The organism is Nocardia sp. NPDC057440 (assembly GCF_042802915.1).
Lineage (GTDB): Bacteria > Actinomycetota > Actinomycetes > Mycobacteriales > Mycobacteriaceae > Nocardia.
The window spans coordinates 25086-43449 of the sequence record NZ_JBHVDF010000030.1; the positions used below are offsets into that span (position 1 = coordinate 25086).

Consider the following 18364-nt stretch of genomic DNA (forward strand, 5'->3'; position numbering starts at 1 on the left):
GGGGGCACTTGGGCGGGGGGGCCCGGCGGGGGCGCCCCCCGGTGGCCAACACATGTTTTTTGTTGGGGTGGGGGGGGGTTGGGGGTCTTTTTTGGTGGGTGGTGTTGTTTTTACTTTCCCTCGGGTGTTTGGTGTTCTTTCTTCTCGGGGGGGGGGGTTCGCTTTGGGGCCCCCCCCCGCGTCTGTTGGAGTCGTTCTCGGTGTGTCTCGATGAGAGAGGCGATGCTCGGCTCGTGACCTCGCGCATCGCGGAGGTCCTACTCACCTAATTATTGTGATCAAGATCACACGCTGAATATTTGCTGGAACGCTTGTCGTGATCTTGAAAGGACCGGCAGAATCGACAATGTTACTGCTGGTGCATAGCTGAACTCCTGTGGCGGCAGTGACTGCTCGTGCTGTACTGATCCACCTGAAATACCTTGTGCCGACGCCATTTAACGTCGGGCGCAGGTGCTGTGATGTGCGGCTCCACCCCCATCGACGAGGCCGGTGCCGCGCGGTAGCCGGGTCGACGGAAGGGACGAGCACGTGACGAGAAAACCATTGCGCCGGATAGCCATCGGGTTTCTGGTATCCACGGTCGTGACGCTCCTGCTGGCTGGACCGGTGCGCGGTGATTCGGGGAGTGCATCGGGATCGGGAGGTTCCGGGTCGGGTTCGGGAAGCTCCGGGTCGTCCTCGGGCAGTTCCAGCGGCTCCGCGATGCTGCCACTACCGAGCATCGCCGGACTCGGCGCGTTGAGCGCGGCCGCGACGCAGGTCGGCAAGCCCTATGAATGGGGTGCGACGGGACCCTTCACCTGGGACTGCTCGGGCCTGGTCCAGTGGGCCTTCCGTCAGGTCGGGGTCCATCTGCCGCGCACCACCTGGGAACAGGCCAGGGTCGGGGCCAGGGTCCCGCTCGGCGCGCTCTCGCCGGGTGATGTCGTCATCCTCAACGACGACGCCTCCCACGTCGGCATCTACGCGGGCTTCGGGCAGGTTCTCGACGCCCACGATTGGGGTGTGCCCGTCGGTCTGCACCCCCTCGACGAGTTCGACATCTTCACCATCCGGCGCTTCTGAAACCGGCGCTGCCTCGGGTCGTCGCCAACCGGACTACCCCAGTCGTGCCGTCAGGCTGAACAGTTCCTCATAGAACGATGTGCGCAGCGTCGAACTCCTTCGCCTGCACAGTCGCTTCCGCGCCGAGCAGACCGGCGCGCGGGGTGGAACGCGACGCCCGCGTGCGGTCCGAGCGACAGCGCCTGCATCGGCGGACCGGGACGATAGGTGGTCAGCTCGCCACCACCCGCGATCAAGGTGCGGATATCGGCGGCGACCACGGCGGCGTGATCCTCGGCCTTCTTCGGTTCGGCGATCGCGGTGACATCGCCCAGTGCGAAGACGCGCTCCTGATCGGAGACCTGAGGGTGTCGCGGACGTGCACTCGCCCGTCGAGGCGGCGTGCCGCGGCCCATTCGCCACGACAGGTACCGGCGTTCATCGCCGATGTCGCGCCCGGCGATCGCAGCCGTGCCGAGTAGGTCATGGCGGCGATGCTCGACAGCGCCGACCGCGTGGGCTGCGAGCGCCGCACCGGATCGGTGCGGCGCTCGTCCGCGGCGCCGGTCGCGCCGCGGTTTCCGGTGGCCTCATTCGTCGCGAGGCAGGGTTGTGCGAATTCGGCGCGGGTGGTCGCCGACGGAAGGCGGCCGGATCGGCGCAGGCACGGAGCCGCTTTCGTAACGGGGCGGCTCCGTGTCGTCAGTCGACGAGCGCGCGCAGCCTCGGTCCGTATTCGGGATGGGCGAGGGCCGAGGCGAATTGGGCGACCAGGTAGTCGGCGGGGTTGCCGGTGTCGTACCAGCGGCCGCGGATGACCTGGCCGAATACCGGGTTCTCCGCGGCGTGCACGTTGATGGCATCGGTCAGGTAGACCTCGCCCTCGTGGTGTTCATACCAGCGTTCGGTCTGCCTGCGCAGCTCGTCGACGATGCCGGGAGTGACCACGTAGCCGCCGATCGCGGCGAAGTCGGAGGGCGCGTCCTCGGGCTTGGGCTTCTCCATCAGGCCGGTGATGCGCAGCAGGCCGTTGCCCTGGTCGTCGGCGACCACCGGGACGCCGTAACGCTGGGATTCGGCGGGGTCCATCGGCATCAGTGCGAGCACCGGGGAGCCGGTGGCCTCGTAGGCGTCGATGAGCTGCTGGGCACGCGGCACCTCGGCCACGAAGACGTCGTCGGGCCACAGCACCAGCATCGGCTCGTCGCCGGCATTGCGGGCCGCGTTCAGGACCGGGGTGCCGTTGCCGTAGGGGCCGTGCTGGTCGAGGTAGGTGATGTGGCCGAGCCGGGAGAGCTCGCCGACCTCTTCGACAGCGTCGGCGTAGGCGGTCTTGCCGTCCGCGCGCAGCTGCGCGACCAATGCCGGGTTGGGGCGGAAATGGTCCTGGATCAACGACTTTCCGCTGCTGACGACGATGGTGATGTCGGTGATGCCCGACGCGACCAGCTCACGGACGGTGTGCTCGATGACCGGCTTGTCGCCGACGGGCAGCATCTCTTTAGGGATGGCCTTGGTCAGCGGGAGGAGCCGGGAGCCGATTCCGGCGGCCGGGATCACGGCCTTACGGATCTTCATGAACCGATCATCACATACCCGGGTGGCTGAAAAGTCCGATCCCCGGCAAGCGACGGTTGGGCAGTCGTGCGCGGATACGCCGGGCATGGGGTCGGATCAGGGCAGGTCACGGCCTGTTCGCGGGAGCCGGCGCGCCGCGGTCACGCGGCAGCGGGGCGGTGGCGGCCGTTACCTGACATCTACAGCAACCCGGTAGTGACCGCTCAGGCCTGCGCATGCCGGATCTGTCGGTGGGGCGGCGTAGATTCCGGGTCGTGAGCACCGACGACACCATCATCGCCGCAGGCGCGACAGGTGGCGACGTGGGCGCGACGAGTGCGGGAGCGGCAGGCGTCGCGCTGTCTGCCACCGGCCGCACGGCCCGCCGGTGGGTGCTGCACATCGATATGGACGCCTTCTTCGCTTCGGTCGAGCAACTGACCCGTCCGACGCTGCGCGGGCGTCCGGTTCTGGTGGGCGGCACCGGCGGGCGCGGTGTCGTGGCGGGAGCGAGTTACGAGGCGCGCGTGTACGGCGCGCGCTCGGCGATGCCGATGCATCAGGCCCGACGGCTGGTCGGCGTCGCCGCGGTGGTGGTGCCGCCGCGCGGCGCGGTCTACAGCGTGCTGAGCGCGCAGGTGTTCGATGCGCTGCGCAGCCGGATCCCGGTGCTGGAGACGCTGTCGTTCGACGAGGCGTTCGGCGAGCCCGCCGAACTGGCAGGAGCGAGCGCGCAGCAGGTGCACGAATTCTGCGAGCACCTGCGGGCACTGGTGCGCGAGCGGACCGGACTGGTCGCCTCGGTCGGCGCCGGAACCGGTAAGCAGCTGGCCAAAATCGCCTCCGGCCTGGCCAAGCCGGATGGTATCCGCGTGGTTTCGCCGGATGAGCAACCGCGGCTGTTCGCCGCTCTTCCGGTGCGCAAACTGTGGGGGATCGGGCCGGTGGCCGAGAGCAGGCTGCGCTCGCTCGGAATCGAGACCGTCGGCGCGTTCGCGGCGCTGCCGGAGTCGGAGGCGGTATCGATCCTCGGCGGCAGTATCGGCGCGGCGCTGCATCGGCTGGCCCGCGGCATCGACGACCGTCCGGTGGCCGAGCGCGCCGAGGCCAAACAGATCAGCGCCGAAACCACCTACGAGAGCGACATTGTCACTCTCGCTCAGCTGCGGCCCGCGATCGAGGCGATGGCCTGCGCCGCCCACACCAGGCTCGGCAAGGACGGCCGCGCGGCCCGCACGGTGGTGCTGAAGCTCAAGAAATCCGACATGAGCATCGTGACCAGGTCGTTCACCCTGCCTTACGCCACGGCCGACCTGGCCACCCTGTGCACCGCCGCGCAGCGCTCCGCGATCGATCCTGCCGAGCTCGGCCCGATCCGGTTGGTCGGCGTGAGCTTCGGTGGGCTCTCGACGGTGCGGCAGGAATCGCTGTTCCCCGAACTGGATCAATCGCCTGTCGAGGAGCACGCCGAGGAGCCCGAATGGGTACCCGCGCCCGCCGTCGAGTCGGATTCCGAGGCGCCGCAAGCCGATTCGACGGCCCGACGGGCCACCCAGTGGTATCCGGGCATGGACGTGGCGCATCCCGAATTCGGACACGGCTGGGTGCAGGGCGCGGGACTTGGTGTGGTCACCGTCCGGTTCGAGACCAGCTCGACAGGGCCCGGCCCGGCGCGTACGTTCGCTGCCGACGACATCAGTTTGTCCCGGGCTGATCCACTAGGCAGTCTCCGCTGACCGGTAGCCTGTGATACTCGTGCAGCGTTGCCGTTCGGTTGGACGCTGTCCGGGTTGACCCGTACCTACTCGAACGTAAAGGACGAGCAGTTGAAGCTTCGTAAGACTGGACGCATCGCGATCGCCGGCCTGGCCATTGCCGCCACCCTGAGCATGACCGCTTGTGGTGGCGACGACAACAAGGACACCGCCAAGCCGGCCCGCACTACGACCAGCGCCAAGGCCGCGGCGTCGGCGAGCCCGAACCTGCCGCCGGTCCCGACCGCGCCGGAGTTGAACGCGGCACTGCAAAAGGCGCTGGATCCGTCGATCCCGAATGCCGAGAAGCTCGATATGGTCCAGGGTGCGCAGGCCGACCCGGAGCTGCCCAACCGTCTCGCCGAGGCCGCCAAGAGCGCCAACGTCCAGGTCGTCGTTACCGACGTCACCACTTTCGGTGACAGCGTCAATGCCAAGGCGAACTTCACCCTCAACGGCCAGACCAATATCGTCGACGTGCCCTTCGTCGCCGAAGACGGCAAGTGGAAGGTCCAGAAGACCTGGGCCTGCACCATGCTGAGCAACCTCGGCCAGCAGTCGGTGGCCTGCACCAGCTAGTTCTTTCGGCGGTCGGCCCCTGCTCCGCTCGGGGCCGGCCGCGCAGGCAACAAGTTTCGTCGGCAAACGATTCCGCTACTATCGGGCACCGTGGCTGACACGATGGTGTGGGCGGGGCAGCCGCCCGTCGAGGCATCCGAACCCGGGACGGCACAACCGAACAGACGCGGGGGATGGGCCGGGCCCATCGCGCTGATCGCCGGTTTGCTCGGCGCGCTGTTCGCGGTGACCGTGCCATTGCTGCCGGTTCGCGTGGACGCGGCGACGCTGACCTGGCCGCAAGCCGGATCCGCGCGCAGCATCGAAGCCCCGCTGGTCTCCTATGCGCCGCTGACTTTCGATGCCACCCTGCCCTGCGCGGCGATCAACCAGCTCAGCGCGAAAGGTGGTGTGCTCGCTGCCACCGGACCGGCGGGAGCGCCGAATCTCGAGCGCTACGGTTTCGTCGCGCGAGTGCAGCCGCCCCGCGGCGACACTGCCGCTCGACTCGACGTCGTGCTGCGAAACCAAGCGCTGCTCAGTGTTCCGGTCGACGAACTGGTCCCCGGCTGCGAGCTCACCGTGCACGCCGACACCATCAGCGCGACCGCCACCCTGGTGGGATTCGAAGCTCCTGGCTTCCCCGTCGTGCTCAACGGCGACTATCGACCGCAACTGGTCGGCATCTTCAGCGATCTGGCCAGTGCCGACGGTGCACGGATCACCGCGGCCCTCGACACCAGATTTTCCTCGACACCCACCCCGGTCAAGCGCGCGGCGATCTGGCTCGCCGTGCTGTGCACCGTTGTTTCGCTGGCCGCGCTGTACCGGCTCGATCGCGTGGACGGCAGGCGGGCGCGGCGGGTCCTTCCGCGGCGCTGGTGGACGTTCTCCCTGCTCGACGGCGTGGTGCTCGGGACGATGGTGTTGTGGTATTTCATCGGTTCCACCACCTCCGACGACGGATACCAGTTCGGCATGGCGCGTGCGTCCGGTGTCGCGGGCTACATGGCCAACTACTTCGCGTACTTCGGAGTGCCCGAAAATCCGGTCGGGACACCGTATTACGACCTGATCCGGCTCATGACCGATGTGAGTACCGCAAGCCCGTGGGTACGGCTGCCCGCCTTGCTCTGCGGTGTGCTGATGTGGCTGCTGCTCAGCCGTGAGGTAGCCCCCAGGCTCGGAGTCGCGGTGCGGCACAACCGGATCGCGATGTGGACCGGGGCGCTCGGCTTTCTCACCATCTGGTTGGCCTACGACAACGGCCTGCGCCCCGAACCTCCGGTGGCGCTCGGGCTGCTGCTCACCTGGTGTCTTGTCGAGCGCGCCATCGGGACTCGGCGATTGCTGCCCGCCGGGCTGGCGATCCTGGTCGCGGCATTCAGTTGCACGGCAGGGCCGTCCGGCGTCATCTGTATCGCCGCGCTGCTCGCGGGGTTGCGGCCGGTTGCGCGAATCATCATGGCCCGCATCGGTGATCAGCGCTCGGTGCGCGAGCGGGTCATCGAGTACGCGATATGGCTCGCACCGCTGCTCGCGGCAGGGGCCGTCGCGCTGGCGGTGATGTTCGCCGATCAGCCGCTCGCGGCGATGTTCGAGATGAAGCGCGTGCATCACATCGTCGGCCCGGATGTGCAGTGGTTCGACGACTATCTGCGCTACCAGTACCTGTTCCAAGGCGAGACCGACGGTTCGGTCGGCCGCAGGATCGGCGTCTTCGCGATGTTCGTCGGACTGGCCGTGTGCGTGCTCATGGTGCTGCGCAAGGGCGGTCGGATTCCGCAGACCGCGGCGGGCCCGACCCGGCGGATCCTCGGTGTCACCATCGGTGCGCTGCTTCTTGTCATGGTCACGCCCACCAAGTGGACTCATCATTTCGGCGTGTACGCGGGAGTGGCCGGAGCCGTCGCGATGGTCACGGCCATGGCGGTCGGCCCGCGGGTGCTGCGTGCGCCGCGCAACCGCGCCCTGTTCGCCGCGTTGATGGCATTCGTGCTCGCGCTGGTGTTCTCTGGCCCCAATAAGTGGTGGTACGTCTCGTCTTACGGCATTCCGTGGTGGGACAAGCCGCCCGTCGTCGCCGGATTCGGGCTCAACAAGCTGTTCCTCGTCGCCACGGTCCTGCTGCTCGTCGTGTCCGCGTGGTGGCACATTCATGCTCCGGAACCCGGTACACCGCACCGGATCTCGCGATTCGGCAAGCGCATGTCGTTGCTTCCGCCGCTGACCATCGCGCTGGCGCTGCTCGTGGTCTGGGACCTCGGCTCGTTCGCCAAGGCGGCCTTCGCCCAGTATCCGGCGTTCTCGCTGGCGCGCTCGAATATCGCCGCGGTGTCGGGGGATACGTCGGGTCTGGCGGGCCAGGTGCTGGTGGAGACCGATCCGAACGCGGGCATGCTGCGGCCGCTGACCGGCGACGTGGTCAGCACGTTGTCGGGCAGCGGAACCGGCTTCAGCCGCAACGGGGTTGCCGAGGACCTACGCCCCGACGACGAAGCGAGCTCCTCCGGCAGTATCGCGGACGCACTCAGCAGCAAGTCGGCCACCGAGAACACCGCGGGAACCGCAGGCGCCACCCTGCCGTTCGGTCTCGACCCGGCCACCACGCCGATGCTGGGCACCTACCGCTCCGGCGACGCGGGGCCCGCCGACCTGACCACCGGCTGGTATCGCCTGCCCGTCCCCGGCGATCGCGCGGGCATCATCGCGCTGAGCGCGGCGGGGCGAATCAGGTCCGTCGACGCCGACGGCATCGTCACGCCGGGTCAGTCGCTCGAAATCGAGTACGGCGCCACCGATTCCGCGACGACCGCGCAATCCATGGGCCGGGTCACCCCGATCGATATCGGTCCCGCGCCGTCGTGGCGGAACTTGCGGGTGCCGTTCACCGAGATCCCGGATCGCGCCGACGTGATCCGGATCGTCGCCGTCGACCGCGACCGCAACCCTAAACAGTGGCTGGCGCTGACCCCGCCTCGGTTGCCGCAGACCAAGACGCTCGACGAGGTCGTCGGCTCGAAGGCTCCAGTGCTGACCGATTGGATGGTCGGACTTCAGTTCCCGGGCCAGCGCCCCTACGACCACCACAACGGCATCGCCGAAATCCCGGCCTACCGCATCCTGCCCGACCGCCCCGGCGCAGAAATCACCAGCCTGTGGCAGAGCCATGACGGCGGCGGCCCCCTCGGCTGGACCGACATGCTGCTGCGCTCGCGCAGCCTGGCCACCTACCTGAACAACGACTGGCGTCGTGACTGGGGCGAGTTGCAGCAGTTCAGCAGGATCGATGTGAGCGCAGATCCGGCACGGCCGACGATCACCGAACAAGACCACTCCGGACTCTGGACCCCGGGGCACATCAATACCGACTACTGAGCACGCGGGCATCGGAACCCACTCGTCGGCGGCTGTGCGGGATCGGAAGTCGTTGTCGGCGCTGGCGGTATGCTCCGTTCGTGGGCGAAGGTTTGCTGTGGGTTTGATGCAGTCTCCGGCGGCCATGCCGGTTGCCAACGGCGACTAGGGCGGGGACGGTGAAAGGTCCGGTCGAGGGGATGGCCTCGGTGCTCGAACGCTTGCTGACGGCGATGAAGCGACTCGCGACGCATCGTGCGGCTGCCGTGTCGCACCCTGCCGGCGAGCTATCCGGATTCTCCGCGACCGCTCACCGAGCCGACGGCGACGGTCACGCGAGAGTTGCCGGGTCTGGGCGGGAATTCGAGAATTCCGACCGGTCGCGCGAAGTTCATTCGGCCGGGCAGCAGCGACCCGGCCGCGGAACGCCGCTGGTCGACTTGTCGTCGGTGCCGCCGGTGGGTGAGCTACTTCGCCGGGGGCCTGATCTCTCCCGCACGCCAGGATCTGCTGTGACCGAATTGAAGAGTTTGCTCGCCGGAATGGAAAGAAAATTTGGGCCGTACCATTTGAAACTCGACGATGCCTACTATTTGGAAAATCATAAGACGTTCAGGGGCAACACTGCCGGCATTAGAGTCAACTGTAAGATTCTTGACGGTGACCGTAGAGTCGGCGATACTTCCGTACTATTCTATCGAGATCATCAAGGTCGGCTGGTTGTCGAGCACTATCGTATAGTTTTAAAAGAAGGGGACGACCAAAAAAGGGGTTCGCAAGGTCGTTCTGTGCTTCGATGGACGAATATTATCGCTGGTCAGGCGTGGATCGAATCGAAATGGAGACTATGTACGATGGCGGCGCTGTGTGGCCGCCCTTTGGCTTCGGTTTCATTACCGACGACTCGAAGCTTCTGGAAGCGTCGGTGACGTCCGTAGAGGGTCGGATCACGAAGATCTACGGTGACTGTTCGAGTGCCGAGCAGCATCAACTCGATGCTATGCGCGAAAGATTCAAGGGCCGCCGCGAGGCCGAATATCCGTCAGCGAATGAGCTTGCGAGCTTGACCGGCGGTGACCCGCCGCTCGGGCAACGTCTGATGAAATATGCCGTTGTATACCTGACGAGGGTCCCGTGAACACGACGAACGGTGCTGCGGCTCACCCCATGCGCCGGATTGCGCCCGTAATGGTGCCGTCCTCGTAGCGCCTGCCGTCGTAGGTGCAGGTGATGCGTGCCTCGGCAGTGGTGGTGCGACGAAAAAAGCGGCGAGCCAATACGTCTGCCACGGTCCGCGTGCTTCGGGCAGTGTGTCCGACACGCCATGGTGCTCGGTGACCGGCGGATCACGTATCGGGTGTGCGGGTCGGTTCGGGCGTCGTGGCGCCGGCCTTCGGATTTCGCCTGCCGTTGTGGGCGCGGCGCAGTGCATCGGTGGTGAAAATGGCGAGGGCGGCCCAGATCAGTGCGAAACCGGCCCAGCGCGATGCGGGCATGGGTTCGTGGGCGACGGCGACGCCCCAGGCCATCTGGAGGGCAGGGGTGAGGTACTGGAGCAGGCCCATGGTGGACAGCGGAACGCGTTGTGCGGCAACGGCGAACAGCAGCAGCGGAACGAGGGTCACCGGACCGGTCGACATCATCAGCGCGGTGTGCCCCGCGCCGGAACCGAATTCGCTGCGGCCCGACATCATCAGCACGACGACGAACGCGAGCGCGAACGGCGCGGCGACCATGCCCTCGGCGGCGATGCCGCGCAGCGCGTCGAGCGCGATCACCTTCTTCACCAATCCGTAGATCGCGAACGAACAGGCCAGCGCGAGCGCGATGATCGGCGGCCTGCCGTAGTCGACGGTGAGCACCGCGACCGCGAGCGCGCCGAGACCGAGCGCGGCCCACTGCGCCCGGGCCAGCCGCTCCCGGAAGATGAGCACGCCGAATGCCACCGTCACCAGCGGATTGATGAAGTAGCCGAGCGCGCACTCCACCACGTGCCCCGAGGTGACTCCGTACACGTACACGCCCCAGTTGAGCGACAGCGCCGTCGAGGCCACCGCGGCCAGCCGCCAGGTCTTCGCGTCGATCCCGCGCATCTCGCGTAGCCGGCCGGTGACCACGAGCACGCCGACGACCAGGACCAGCGTCCACAGGATCCGCTGTGCGACCACCTCGGCCGGACCGGCGAACCTGAGCAGCCCGAAGAAGGCCGGAAACAGGCCCCAGATGAGAAACGCGCCCGCACCGAAGACAACACCTGGGACCGATCTGCTTCGCTGCACGCTACGACCGTAGTTCTCGGTAGCCTTGCGGTCATGTCGATAACCGTGCAGGCAACGGGCGCCACCGGACTGACCACGGCGGAGGTCGAGCAACGTCGCATCGACGGGCTCACCAACGACGTCCCGGACCGGGCCAGCCGATCGGTGCGCGAGATCGTCAGGGCCAACGTCTTCACCAGGATCAACGCCATTCTCGGTGTGCTGTTCGTCCTGATCCTGGCCACCGGGTCGATCATCGACGGCATGTTCGGCCTGCTGATCGTCGCCAACAGCGCGGTCGGCATCATCCAGGAGATCCGCGCCAAGCGGACCCTGGACCAGTTGGCCATCGTCAGCCAGGCCAAGCCGACCGTGCGCCGCGACGGCAAGTCGCTGGAACTCGCGCCGCGCGAGGTGGTGCTGGACGATCTGATCGAGCTCGGGCCCGGCGACCAGATCGTGGTCGACGGCGCCGTCGAGGAGTCCGCGCAGCTCGAGGTCGACGAATCGCTGCTCACCGGGGAAGCGGACCCGGTGGACAAGCGGATCGGCGCGGAGGTGATGTCGGGCAGCTATGTGGTGTCCGGCAGCGGCGCCTACCGCGCCACCAAGGTCGGTCGCGACGCCTATGCGGCGAAGCTGGCCGAGGAGGCGAGCAAGTTCACCCTGGTGAAATCCGAACTGCGCAGCGGCATCGACACGATTCTGAAGGTCATCACCTATCTGCTGATCCCCGCGGGCCTGCTGAGCATTTACAACCAGCTGTTCTCCAGTCAGGAGAGCTGGCGGCCCGCGGTCAGCGGCATGGTCGCGGCGCTGGTGCCGATGGTGCCGGAGGGCCTGGTGCTGATGACCTCGGTCGCCTTCGCGGTCGGTGTGGTGCGGCTCGGCCGGCGCAAGTGCCTGGTGCAGGAGCTGCCCGCGATCGAGGGTCTGGCCAGGGTGGATGTGGTGTGCGCGGACAAGACCGGCACGCTGACCGAGAATGGGATGCGGCTGTCGGACATCAAGACGCTCGGCGACGCCGACGACGCCGAGGCGCGCAGGGCGCTTGCCGCCTTGGCCGCCGACGATCCGCGCCCGAACGCGAGTGTGCAGGCGATCGGTGAGGCGCTGCCCGACGGTCCCGGCTGGCAGCACACCGCGGTCGCGCCGTTCTCCTCGGCGAAGAAGTGGAGCGGGTACTCCTACGGCGAGCACGGCGACTGGCTGCTCGGCGCTCCCGATGTGCTGCTCGACCCGGCGTCCGAGGACGCGCGGGTCGCCGAGGAGCTCGGTTCGACCGGCCTGCGGATTCTGCTGCTGGCACGCAGCGACCGCGCCGTCGACGCTGCCGACGCCCCGGGCACCGTGACACCCGCCGCGCTCGTCGTGCTCGAGCAGAAGATCAGGCCCGACGCGCGTGCGACGCTCGAATACTTTGCCGGCCAGGACGTCTCGATCAAGGTGATCTCCGGCGACAACGCGGTGTCGGTGGGCGCGGTGGCCTCCTCGCTCGACCTCCCCGGCGGCGGCCACGCCGTCGATGCCCGCGAATTGCCCGATCACCGCGACGAGCTGGCCGACATCCTGGAAAGCGAAACCACTTTCGGCCGGGTGCGTCCGGACCAGAAGCGAGCCATGGTGGGCGCCTTGCAGTCTCGCGGTCACACCGTCGCCATGACCGGTGACGGCGTGAACGACGTGCTCGCGCTGAAGGATTCCGATATCGGCGTCGCGATGGGGGCGGGCAGCCCCGCGACTCGCGCGGTCGCGCAGATCGTGTTGCTGGACAACAAGTTCGCGACACTGCCGTACGTGGTGGGCGAGGGTCGCCGGGTCATCGGCAATATCGAGCGGGTCTCGAACCTGTTCCTCACCAAGACCGTGTACGCGGTACTGCTCGCCTTCCTCGTCGGGCTCGCCGGGGTGGGTTCGCAGATCTTCGACTATGAGCCGATTCCGTATCCGTTCCTGCCCCGGCACGTCACGATCGCGGCCTGGTTCACCATCGGCATCCCGGCGTTCATCCTGTCGCTGGCCCCGAACAACGAGCGGGCCCGCACCGGCTTCGTGCCTCGGGTGCTGCGGCTGGCCATTCCCTCCGGCGTGGTGATCGGCACCGCGACTTTCGTGGCGTACCTGATCGCCTATGCCGGACCGCACGCGAGCGAGCAGCAGAAGGAGCAGGCCGGCACTACGGCGCTGATCACGCTCATCATGATCGCGCTGTGGGTGCTCGCCATCGTGGCGCGTCCGTACGTGTGGTGGAAGGTCGTGCTCATCACGGCGTCGGTGGTCGCGTACCTGTTCTTGTTCACCGTTCCGTTCACCCGTCACTTCTTCAAGCTCGACCCCTCGAACATCCGGCTCACCACCGCGGCAATCATCTGTGGCGCCATCGGGATCGCGCTCGTCGAAGCCGCCTGGTGGATCAGTGCGGCACTGCAGGGACAGCGGGGCCAACTGCTTCCCCCCGCCCCCAGTGGTGCAGCCCGACAACTGGACAGGTGACTCGCCGCGCCGCGAGATACCTTGTGCGAGGCGAGCATTCGGTGTTGGAGTACCTTCTCGAATATGGAGGTACTGCTGCACCAGATCGACGCGTTCGCCGACGCACCGTTCTCGGGCAACCCCGCCGCGGTCATGCCGCTGTCGGCGTGGCTGCCGGATGCGCTGCTGCAAAATCTGGCCGAGGAGAACAACCTCGCCGAAACTGCCTTCTACACCGCGCAGTTGCCCCCGGACGCCGGCGCGCGACCGGGGGAGTGGCCCGCATTCCACTTGCGCTGGTTCACCCCCACCCTCGAAGTGAATATGTGCGGCCACGCCACCATGGCCGCGGCGGCTCAGGTTCTCGAAGACATCCACCCCGGTGAAGACCGGGTGAGCTTCTTCACTCGCAGCGGCTGGCTGCATGTCGACCGGACCGACGACGACGAATACGTGCTCGATCTGCCCGCGCTCGAATCCAGGGAGATAGAGCCCGATCCCGTGCTGATCGACGCACTCGGTGTGCGCCCGGTGCGCGCGTTCACCGGATTCGACGAGGTGATCGTCCTCGGCTCCGAACAGGAAGTGCGCGACGCCCATCCGAACTTCGCGGCCTTCCCGCCGCTGGCATTCGACGCGGTCATCACCGCCCGCGGTGAGTCCTCCGATATCGTGTCCCGGGTTTTCGGACCGGATCTCGGGGTGATCGAGGACCCGGTCACCGGATCGGCACATGCCCAGCTGGTTCCGCTGTGGACCCGCGAACTCGGCCGCACCGAGCTCACCGCCCGCCAGCTATCCCACCGCGGCGGCAGCATGCGCTGCGAACTCGTCGGCGACCGCGTGCTGCTCGTCGGCCGCTGCCGCCGCTACCTCGACGGCGTGGTGACGCTGCCGGACTGAGCGATCCCGGGTCGCGTAGCCGCTTCAGCACGCACCGGCCGGCCACCGGCGATGCGTCGTCACCGCTCGGGGAGCGGGCCGTCGTCCGGGCCGGGCAGCGCGACATCGTGCTGGTCCGGCAGCAGCGGGACAACGGCGAAGCTGCCGGACACGGCGTCCGCCGGGAGGGCTTGGACGGCGCGGATTCCGTTCTGGACGGAAAGGTCTCGGAGGTGGGGGAGTCGGCCGCGGACGACGAGGCCGACGGTGCATGCGCAGTGCGCACGGAGGCGGGCCACCGAGATCTCGACAAGGTGAGCGGAGCGTTCGTCGGAGACAGGTGGCGCGAGCAGCTGCCAGGCCGCGTTGTCGGCCGAAGCGACGGCCACCGCGTCGCCCGCCGGGACCGCGACGGCGACCAATGGGGTGTGGACGCGGGGAATCTGGACCTGATGGATCACCTGCGCGATGCGGAGTCCGCCGCTGTGGGCCGGAATCTGTTCGGGGGGCAGGGTTTCGGTGAACGACACCAGGGCCCAGCGCTCGTCGGTGTCCGCGCCTGTGAGCGAGTCGTGGGCGTGGGCAAGGTATTCCGCGACCGGCTCGCCCCGTTCGGGGCCGAGCCGGTCGGTGGCGACGCCGGAGGGAACCGGCGGATGCAGCGCGCCGAGCACCGTCATCACCACGACGAGGCCGATGACCGCCGTGGCGACGGCGAGCGCGCGCCACGGGCGCAACCGTGAGTCGGGGTCAGGCATTACGCAGGATGTCGAGCGCGTTCTTCAAGTCCGCCGGGTACTCGCTGGTGATCTCCAGATACCGGCCGTCGGCGGGGTGATTGAAGCCGAGCGCGCGGGCATGCAGCCACTGGCGTTGCAGGCCGAGGCGTTCGGCGAGGCGCGGGTCGGCGCCGTAGGTCAGATCGCCGCAGCAGGGGTGCCGGATCGCGGAGAAGTGCACGCGGATCTGGTGGGTGCGGCCGGTCTCCAGGTGGATGTCGAGCAGGCTGGCCGCTTGGAACGCCTCGACGGTGTCGTAGTGGGTGATGCTCGGGCGGCCGTCCGCGGTGACCGCGAATTTCCAGTCGTTGCCGCGGGCCCTGCCGATAGGGGCGTCGATGGTGCCGCTGCTCGGATCCGGGTGTCCCTGCACGAGGGCGTGATACCGCTTATCGATGGTGCGCTGCTTGAAGGCGCGCTTGAGCACCGTGTACGCCCGCTCGGATTGTGCGACCAGCATCACCCCGGAGGTGCCGACGTCGAGCCGGTGCACGATGCCCTGGCGTTCGTGTGCACCGGAGGTGGAGATGCGGTAACCGGCCGCGGCGAGTCCGCCGACGACCGTCGGCCCGTGCCAGCCGACCCCGGGATGGGCGGCGACGCCGACCGGCTTGTCCACCGCGACGATGTCGTCGTCGGCGTACAGAATGGTCATGCCCTCCACCGCTTCGGCTTCGATGGTCAATTCCCGCTTCGGTTCCGGGAACTCGACCTCCAGCCAGGCGCCGCCGACGAGTCGATCGGACTTGCCCGCGGCGATGCCGTCGAGCTGCACCGAGCCCTCCTCCGCCATCGCGGCCACCGCGGTGCGCGACAGGCCGAGCAGCCGCGAGAGCCCCGCATCGACGCGCATGCCGTCGAGCCCGTCGGGCACCGGCATGGTTCTGGTTTCCCTCATGCCGCGTTCTCCTGTCCGGTGTTCTTCGGCTTGCTCTCGGAATCGCTGCCGTCCGGCACGTCCCCTTCGGTCGCGGTGTCACCGCCGCGTCCGGTCCGACTGCCGTCGGGTTCGAACCCGAACACCGTCAGCGCCACCAGCAGGATGGCGCCGCACACGATCGCGGAATCAGCCACGTTGAAGACCGGCCACCAGCCGATCGCGACGAAATCGACCACGTGCCCCTGCAGCGGGCCCGGTGCACGGAACACGCGGTCGACCAGGTTGCCGAGCGCGCCGCCGAGCACCATACCGAGCCCGATCGCCCACCACAGCGAGCGCAGCGTGCGCCCGATGCGGATCACCCCGATCACCACACACGCGGCGACCAGCGTCAGCAACCAGGTCATGCCGGTGGCCATGGAGAACGCCGCGCCCGGGTTGCGCACCAGTGACAGTCGCGCGAAATCGCCGATGATCGACACCGGCTCGCCGGGTTTCAGCTGGGCGACCGCGATCGTCTTGGTGAGCAGATCCAGCCCGAGCAGCACCGCCGCGATGATCAGCAGGGTCCGCAGCCGCAACGGTGCGGCCCCCGCGGCCTCGGGCGATAGCTCGGGAGTCGATGGCGCTGGTTCTGTCGGTGGCGCCGCCTGGTCGGCATTGCCCTTTCGAGCCACCTGCGCGCTGTCGCCAGTGGGGTCTTCCTCGGTCGGCCGGTCGTCACTCACGACGACCATCATCTCTCGAGCCAGGATGGCCCTGTTGCACGCGGTCTCCCGCATGTCCCAGCTGACACTCAGGAAGCGGTCGTACTCTGATCCTCGTGACGGTGTTGTCTTCCCCCCACGCCCCTCGGGTCGCGCGCTCGGGTGTGCTGCTGATGGTGCTCGCGCTCGGGCTTTCGGCGTTCGGTGTCGGTTGCAGCGATGGGACCGAGGCGCGCAACGAATCCGACGGCACCGAGCCGCTCGGCATCGGTAAGGAAGTGACGGTGCCGATCTCGGCGGCGGTCACCACGGTCGTCTCGCCGGGCAGCGAGCCGCGCGCCCTGCTGCGCCCCAGCTACCAGGCAGGCACCGCGCAGCAAGTGACCTTGCGCACCGACTACCGCATCGCGCAGCAGATCAACGATCAGCCACAGCGCGACTTCTCCACGCCCGCGCTGACCATCCCGATGACCGCACGGGCGGGTAGCGACGGCGTCGACCTCACCCTCGGCACCATCACGAGCCCGGACCCGTCCCTCGCCAAGGCGCTGACGGCCGCGGGTGGTTCCCACGCCGGTTTCGACATGAGCGAGCTCGGCGCGATCACCGCACTGCGCCTCGAGCCATCGCCCGATACCTCGAATTCCGCGAGAACCGCTCTCGAGCAGGCCTTCTATCAAGCGGTCTACCGCTCGATCGCGTTCCCCGACCAGCCGGTCGGCGAGGGCGCGGTGTGGACGGTCCGCCAAGAGGTGACCGGCGGCGTCGCGCTCGACCAGGTGACCACGGCAACGCTCACCAAGCGCGAGGACGACCGGCTGACCATCGACCTCGTGGTGACGCAGCAGCCGCAGACGTCGGTGTGGACGATGCCCAATAACGCGGGCACGCTCGACATCCAGGACTACGTCATGCAGGGCACCGGAACGATCATCGTCGATCTCGGGCTGCCGCTGCCGGTATCGGGTTGCATCACCGTCGGCGGGCATCAGGCCTACCGCGACTCGCTCAGCGCGAGCGTGCTGCAGCAGACGATCAATACGCAGGTGACGTGGACCGAATGAGCCGATGAATCGCGGGCCCGATGGCTAGATCGGTGGGATCGGGCATTTTTGCCGGTGGCTGGTAATAGGCTCGGCCTGTCCGACAAATCGCCTTCTACCGGAGGTCAATCATGTCCGATGTCAAACCCGTTCCCGATGGATATCCGGTGGTCTCGCCCGGATTGGCTATCGACGGCGCTGCGGCGGCCATCGATTTCTACAAGCAGATTTTCGGCGCGTCGGAGCGGATGCGCATGCCTGGTCCGGACGGCAAGATCGCGCATTGTGAACTGATGTTCGGCGAATCGGTCGTCATGCTCGGCGATCCCGCTCCCGATATGGGTTTCCTCGACCCGAAGACCGTCGGCGGAACTCCGGTCAATCTCCACGTCTACGTCGCGGACGCCGACGCCGCCTACACCGCCGCCCTCGCGGGCGGCGCCAAGCAGCTCACCCCTATGGCCGACCAGTTCTACGGCGACCGCAGCGGCTCTTTCGAAGACCCGTGGGGGCACCGCTGGACCGTGGCCACCCACATCGAGGATGTCCCGCCGGAGGAGATGGACAGGCGCATGGCCGAAATGTTCGGCACCTCCTGACCGGCGGCCTACCCCGGCATCACCGAATCGCCCTCGACGCGAACGCTCTTAGCGGCGAGGGGCTGGGTCGCGGGTCCGTTCACCACCGAGCCGTCCAGGCCGAACTTGCTGCCGTGGCAGGCGCAGTTGATGGTGCCGCCGGATACGTCGGCCACCTTGCAGCCCGCATGCGTGCAGACCGAGGACAGGCCGACGAAGGAGCCGGCGCTCGGCTGCGTCACCACGGTGTCGCCGCTGATCACCCCGCCGCCGATCGGAACGTCGGCAGTTTTGGCGAGGGCATTCGGGTGGGGCTGCCCCGCAGCGGTATTCGGGCCGGGTGCCGCTGCGGTGGCGGGCTTCGGCGCGGGTGCCGCCGCGGAATCGCCCTTGCCGTAGGTGCTGCACGCGGTGAGTGCGGCCGCGGCGGCCACCGCGCCCGCGCCGGCCACCACAGTGCGCCGTCGGAGGATGAACTCGTCATTCGTCATG

General features: G+C 67.8%; 16 protein-coding genes. 9 read left to right on the forward strand and 7 right to left on the reverse strand.

Features of this window, described 5'->3' with window-relative positions; translation table 11 throughout:
- Window positions 1-531 precede the first annotated feature (531 nt).
- The gene (locus ACFU4Z_RS35175; protein ID WP_379072391.1) at window positions 532-1068 is read left to right on the forward strand and encodes an NlpC/P60 family protein; all 537 of its coding nucleotides are present in this window, start codon (window positions 532-534) and stop codon (window positions 1066-1068) included.
- A gap of 681 nt (window positions 1069-1749) precedes the next feature.
- Here ACFU4Z_RS35175 and ACFU4Z_RS35180 read toward each other — a convergent pair.
- Window positions 1750-2625: a UTP--glucose-1-phosphate uridylyltransferase gene (locus tag ACFU4Z_RS35180; RefSeq protein ID WP_379072394.1), complete on the reverse strand. Its 876-nt coding sequence runs from the start codon at window positions 2623-2625 to the stop codon at window positions 1750-1752.
- A gap of 386 nt (window positions 2626-3011) precedes the next feature.
- Here ACFU4Z_RS35180 and ACFU4Z_RS35185 point away from each other — a divergent pair, with 386 nt between their 5' ends.
- The 4 genes from ACFU4Z_RS35185 to ACFU4Z_RS35200 all read left to right on the forward strand — a co-directional run bounded on the left by ACFU4Z_RS35185 (window position 3012) and on the right by ACFU4Z_RS35200 (window position 9411).
- Window positions 3012-4340: a DNA polymerase IV gene (locus ACFU4Z_RS35185; protein ID WP_379072447.1), complete on the forward strand. Its 1329-nt coding sequence runs from the start codon at window positions 3012-3014 to the stop codon at window positions 4338-4340.
- Between the two features lie 90 nt (window positions 4341-4430).
- Window positions 4431-4937, forward strand: coding sequence for a hypothetical protein (locus ACFU4Z_RS35190; protein ID WP_379072396.1), 507 nt, complete (start codon window positions 4431-4433; stop codon window positions 4935-4937).
- A 102-nt stretch (window positions 4938-5039) separates the two neighbouring features.
- Window positions 5040-8294, forward strand: a complete 3255-nt coding sequence (locus tag ACFU4Z_RS35195) for an arabinosyltransferase domain-containing protein (protein ID WP_379072449.1) — start codon at window positions 5040-5042, stop codon at window positions 8292-8294.
- Window positions 8295-9069: 775 nt separating this feature from the next.
- Window positions 9070-9411: a hypothetical protein gene (locus ACFU4Z_RS35200; RefSeq protein ID WP_379072398.1), complete on the forward strand. Its 342-nt coding sequence runs from the start codon at window positions 9070-9072 to the stop codon at window positions 9409-9411.
- A 22-nt stretch (window positions 9412-9433) separates the two neighbouring features.
- On the opposite strand, the gene ACFU4Z_RS35205 is transcribed toward ACFU4Z_RS35200, so the two are convergent.
- Both ACFU4Z_RS35205 and rarD read right to left on the reverse strand, forming a co-directional pair.
- Complete coding sequence (locus ACFU4Z_RS35205; RefSeq protein WP_379072401.1) at window positions 9434-9562, reverse strand: hypothetical protein; 129 nt, start codon at window positions 9560-9562, stop codon at window positions 9434-9436.
- Window positions 9563-9619: 57 nt separating this feature from the next.
- Entirely contained in the window at window positions 9620-10552 is a 933-nt protein-coding gene (rarD, locus tag ACFU4Z_RS35210) for an EamA family transporter RarD (RefSeq protein ID WP_379072403.1), read from the reverse strand.
- A 33-nt stretch (window positions 10553-10585) separates the two neighbouring features.
- On the opposite strand from rarD, the gene ACFU4Z_RS35215 reads away from it, so the two are divergent.
- Together ACFU4Z_RS35215 and ACFU4Z_RS35220 are read left to right on the forward strand one after the other, a co-directional pair.
- Window positions 10586-13024, forward strand: coding sequence for an HAD-IC family P-type ATPase (locus tag ACFU4Z_RS35215; RefSeq protein ID WP_379072406.1), 2439 nt, complete (start codon window positions 10586-10588; stop codon window positions 13022-13024).
- Between the two features lie 63 nt (window positions 13025-13087).
- Window positions 13088-13906, forward strand: coding sequence for a PhzF family phenazine biosynthesis protein (locus ACFU4Z_RS35220; protein WP_379072409.1), 819 nt, complete (start codon window positions 13088-13090; stop codon window positions 13904-13906).
- A 59-nt stretch (window positions 13907-13965) separates the two neighbouring features.
- On the opposite strand, the gene ACFU4Z_RS35225 is transcribed toward ACFU4Z_RS35220, so the two are convergent.
- From ACFU4Z_RS35225 to lspA, 3 genes are read right to left on the reverse strand one after another with little or no spacing between them, the layout of a single operon-like run.
- Window positions 13966-14643, reverse strand: a complete 678-nt coding sequence (locus ACFU4Z_RS35225) for a hypothetical protein (RefSeq protein WP_379072412.1) — start codon at window positions 14641-14643, stop codon at window positions 13966-13968.
- Window positions 14636-15562: an RluA family pseudouridine synthase gene (locus ACFU4Z_RS35230; protein WP_379072414.1), complete on the reverse strand. Its 927-nt coding sequence runs from the start codon at window positions 15560-15562 to the stop codon at window positions 14636-14638. Before ACFU4Z_RS35230 ends, ACFU4Z_RS35225 begins: the two co-directional genes overlap by 8 nt.
- Window positions 15559-16281 (reverse strand): signal peptidase II, encoded by a 723-nt coding sequence (lspA, locus tag ACFU4Z_RS35235; RefSeq protein WP_379072451.1) that lies wholly within the window; start codon window positions 16279-16281, stop codon window positions 15559-15561. The genes ACFU4Z_RS35230 and lspA overlap by 4 nt, the downstream gene beginning before the upstream one ends.
- Before the next feature lie 143 nt (window positions 16282-16424).
- Between lspA and ACFU4Z_RS35240 the strand changes: the two genes are divergently transcribed.
- Both ACFU4Z_RS35240 and ACFU4Z_RS35245 read left to right on the forward strand, forming a co-directional pair.
- Window positions 16425-17315, forward strand: a complete 891-nt coding sequence (locus ACFU4Z_RS35240; RefSeq protein WP_379072453.1) for a hypothetical protein — start codon at window positions 16425-16427, stop codon at window positions 17313-17315.
- Between the two features lie 110 nt (window positions 17316-17425).
- Complete coding sequence (locus tag ACFU4Z_RS35245; protein ID WP_379072417.1) at window positions 17426-17893, forward strand: VOC family protein; 468 nt, start codon at window positions 17426-17428, stop codon at window positions 17891-17893.
- Window positions 17894-17901: 8 nt separating this feature from the next.
- On the opposite strand, the gene ACFU4Z_RS35250 is transcribed toward ACFU4Z_RS35245, so the two are convergent.
- Complete coding sequence (locus ACFU4Z_RS35250) at window positions 17902-18363, reverse strand: Rieske (2Fe-2S) protein (RefSeq protein WP_379072420.1); 462 nt, start codon at window positions 18361-18363, stop codon at window positions 17902-17904.
- Window position 18364 lies beyond the last annotated feature (1 nt).

What these genes read in the sequence shown, in the direction of transcription:
- ACFU4Z_RS35220 (WP_379072409.1), top strand. Translation starts at nt 13,088, where the DNA reads ATGGAGGTACTGCTGCACCAGATCGACGCGTTCGCCGACGCACCGTTC.
- lspA (WP_379072451.1), bottom strand. Translation starts at nt 16,281, where the DNA reads ATGGTCGTCGTGAGTGACGACCGGCCGACCGAGGAAGACCCCACTGGC.
- ACFU4Z_RS35195 (WP_379072449.1), top strand. Translation starts at nt 5,040, where the DNA reads ATGGTGTGGGCGGGGCAGCCGCCCGTCGAGGCATCCGAACCCGGGACG.
- ACFU4Z_RS35180 (WP_379072394.1), bottom strand. Translation starts at nt 2,625, where the DNA reads ATGAAGATCCGTAAGGCCGTGATCCCGGCCGCCGGAATCGGCTCCCGG.
- ACFU4Z_RS35240 (WP_379072453.1), top strand. Translation starts at nt 16,425, where the DNA reads ATGGTGCTCGCGCTCGGGCTTTCGGCGTTCGGTGTCGGTTGCAGCGAT.
- ACFU4Z_RS35225 (WP_379072412.1), bottom strand. Translation starts at nt 14,643, where the DNA reads ATGCCTGACCCCGACTCACGGTTGCGCCCGTGGCGCGCGCTCGCCGTC.
- ACFU4Z_RS35245 (WP_379072417.1), top strand. Translation starts at nt 17,426, where the DNA reads ATGTCCGATGTCAAACCCGTTCCCGATGGATATCCGGTGGTCTCGCCC.
- ACFU4Z_RS35185 (WP_379072447.1), top strand. Translation starts at nt 3,012, where the DNA reads ATGGACGCCTTCTTCGCTTCGGTCGAGCAACTGACCCGTCCGACGCTG.
- ACFU4Z_RS35215 (WP_379072406.1), top strand. Translation starts at nt 10,586, where the DNA reads ATGTCGATAACCGTGCAGGCAACGGGCGCCACCGGACTGACCACGGCG.
- ACFU4Z_RS35200 (WP_379072398.1), top strand. Translation starts at nt 9,070, where the DNA reads ATGGACGAATATTATCGCTGGTCAGGCGTGGATCGAATCGAAATGGAG.
- ACFU4Z_RS35230 (WP_379072414.1), bottom strand. Translation starts at nt 15,562, where the DNA reads ATGAGGGAAACCAGAACCATGCCGGTGCCCGACGGGCTCGACGGCATG.
- ACFU4Z_RS35250 (WP_379072420.1), bottom strand. Translation starts at nt 18,363, where the DNA reads ATGACGAATGACGAGTTCATCCTCCGACGGCGCACTGTGGTGGCCGGC.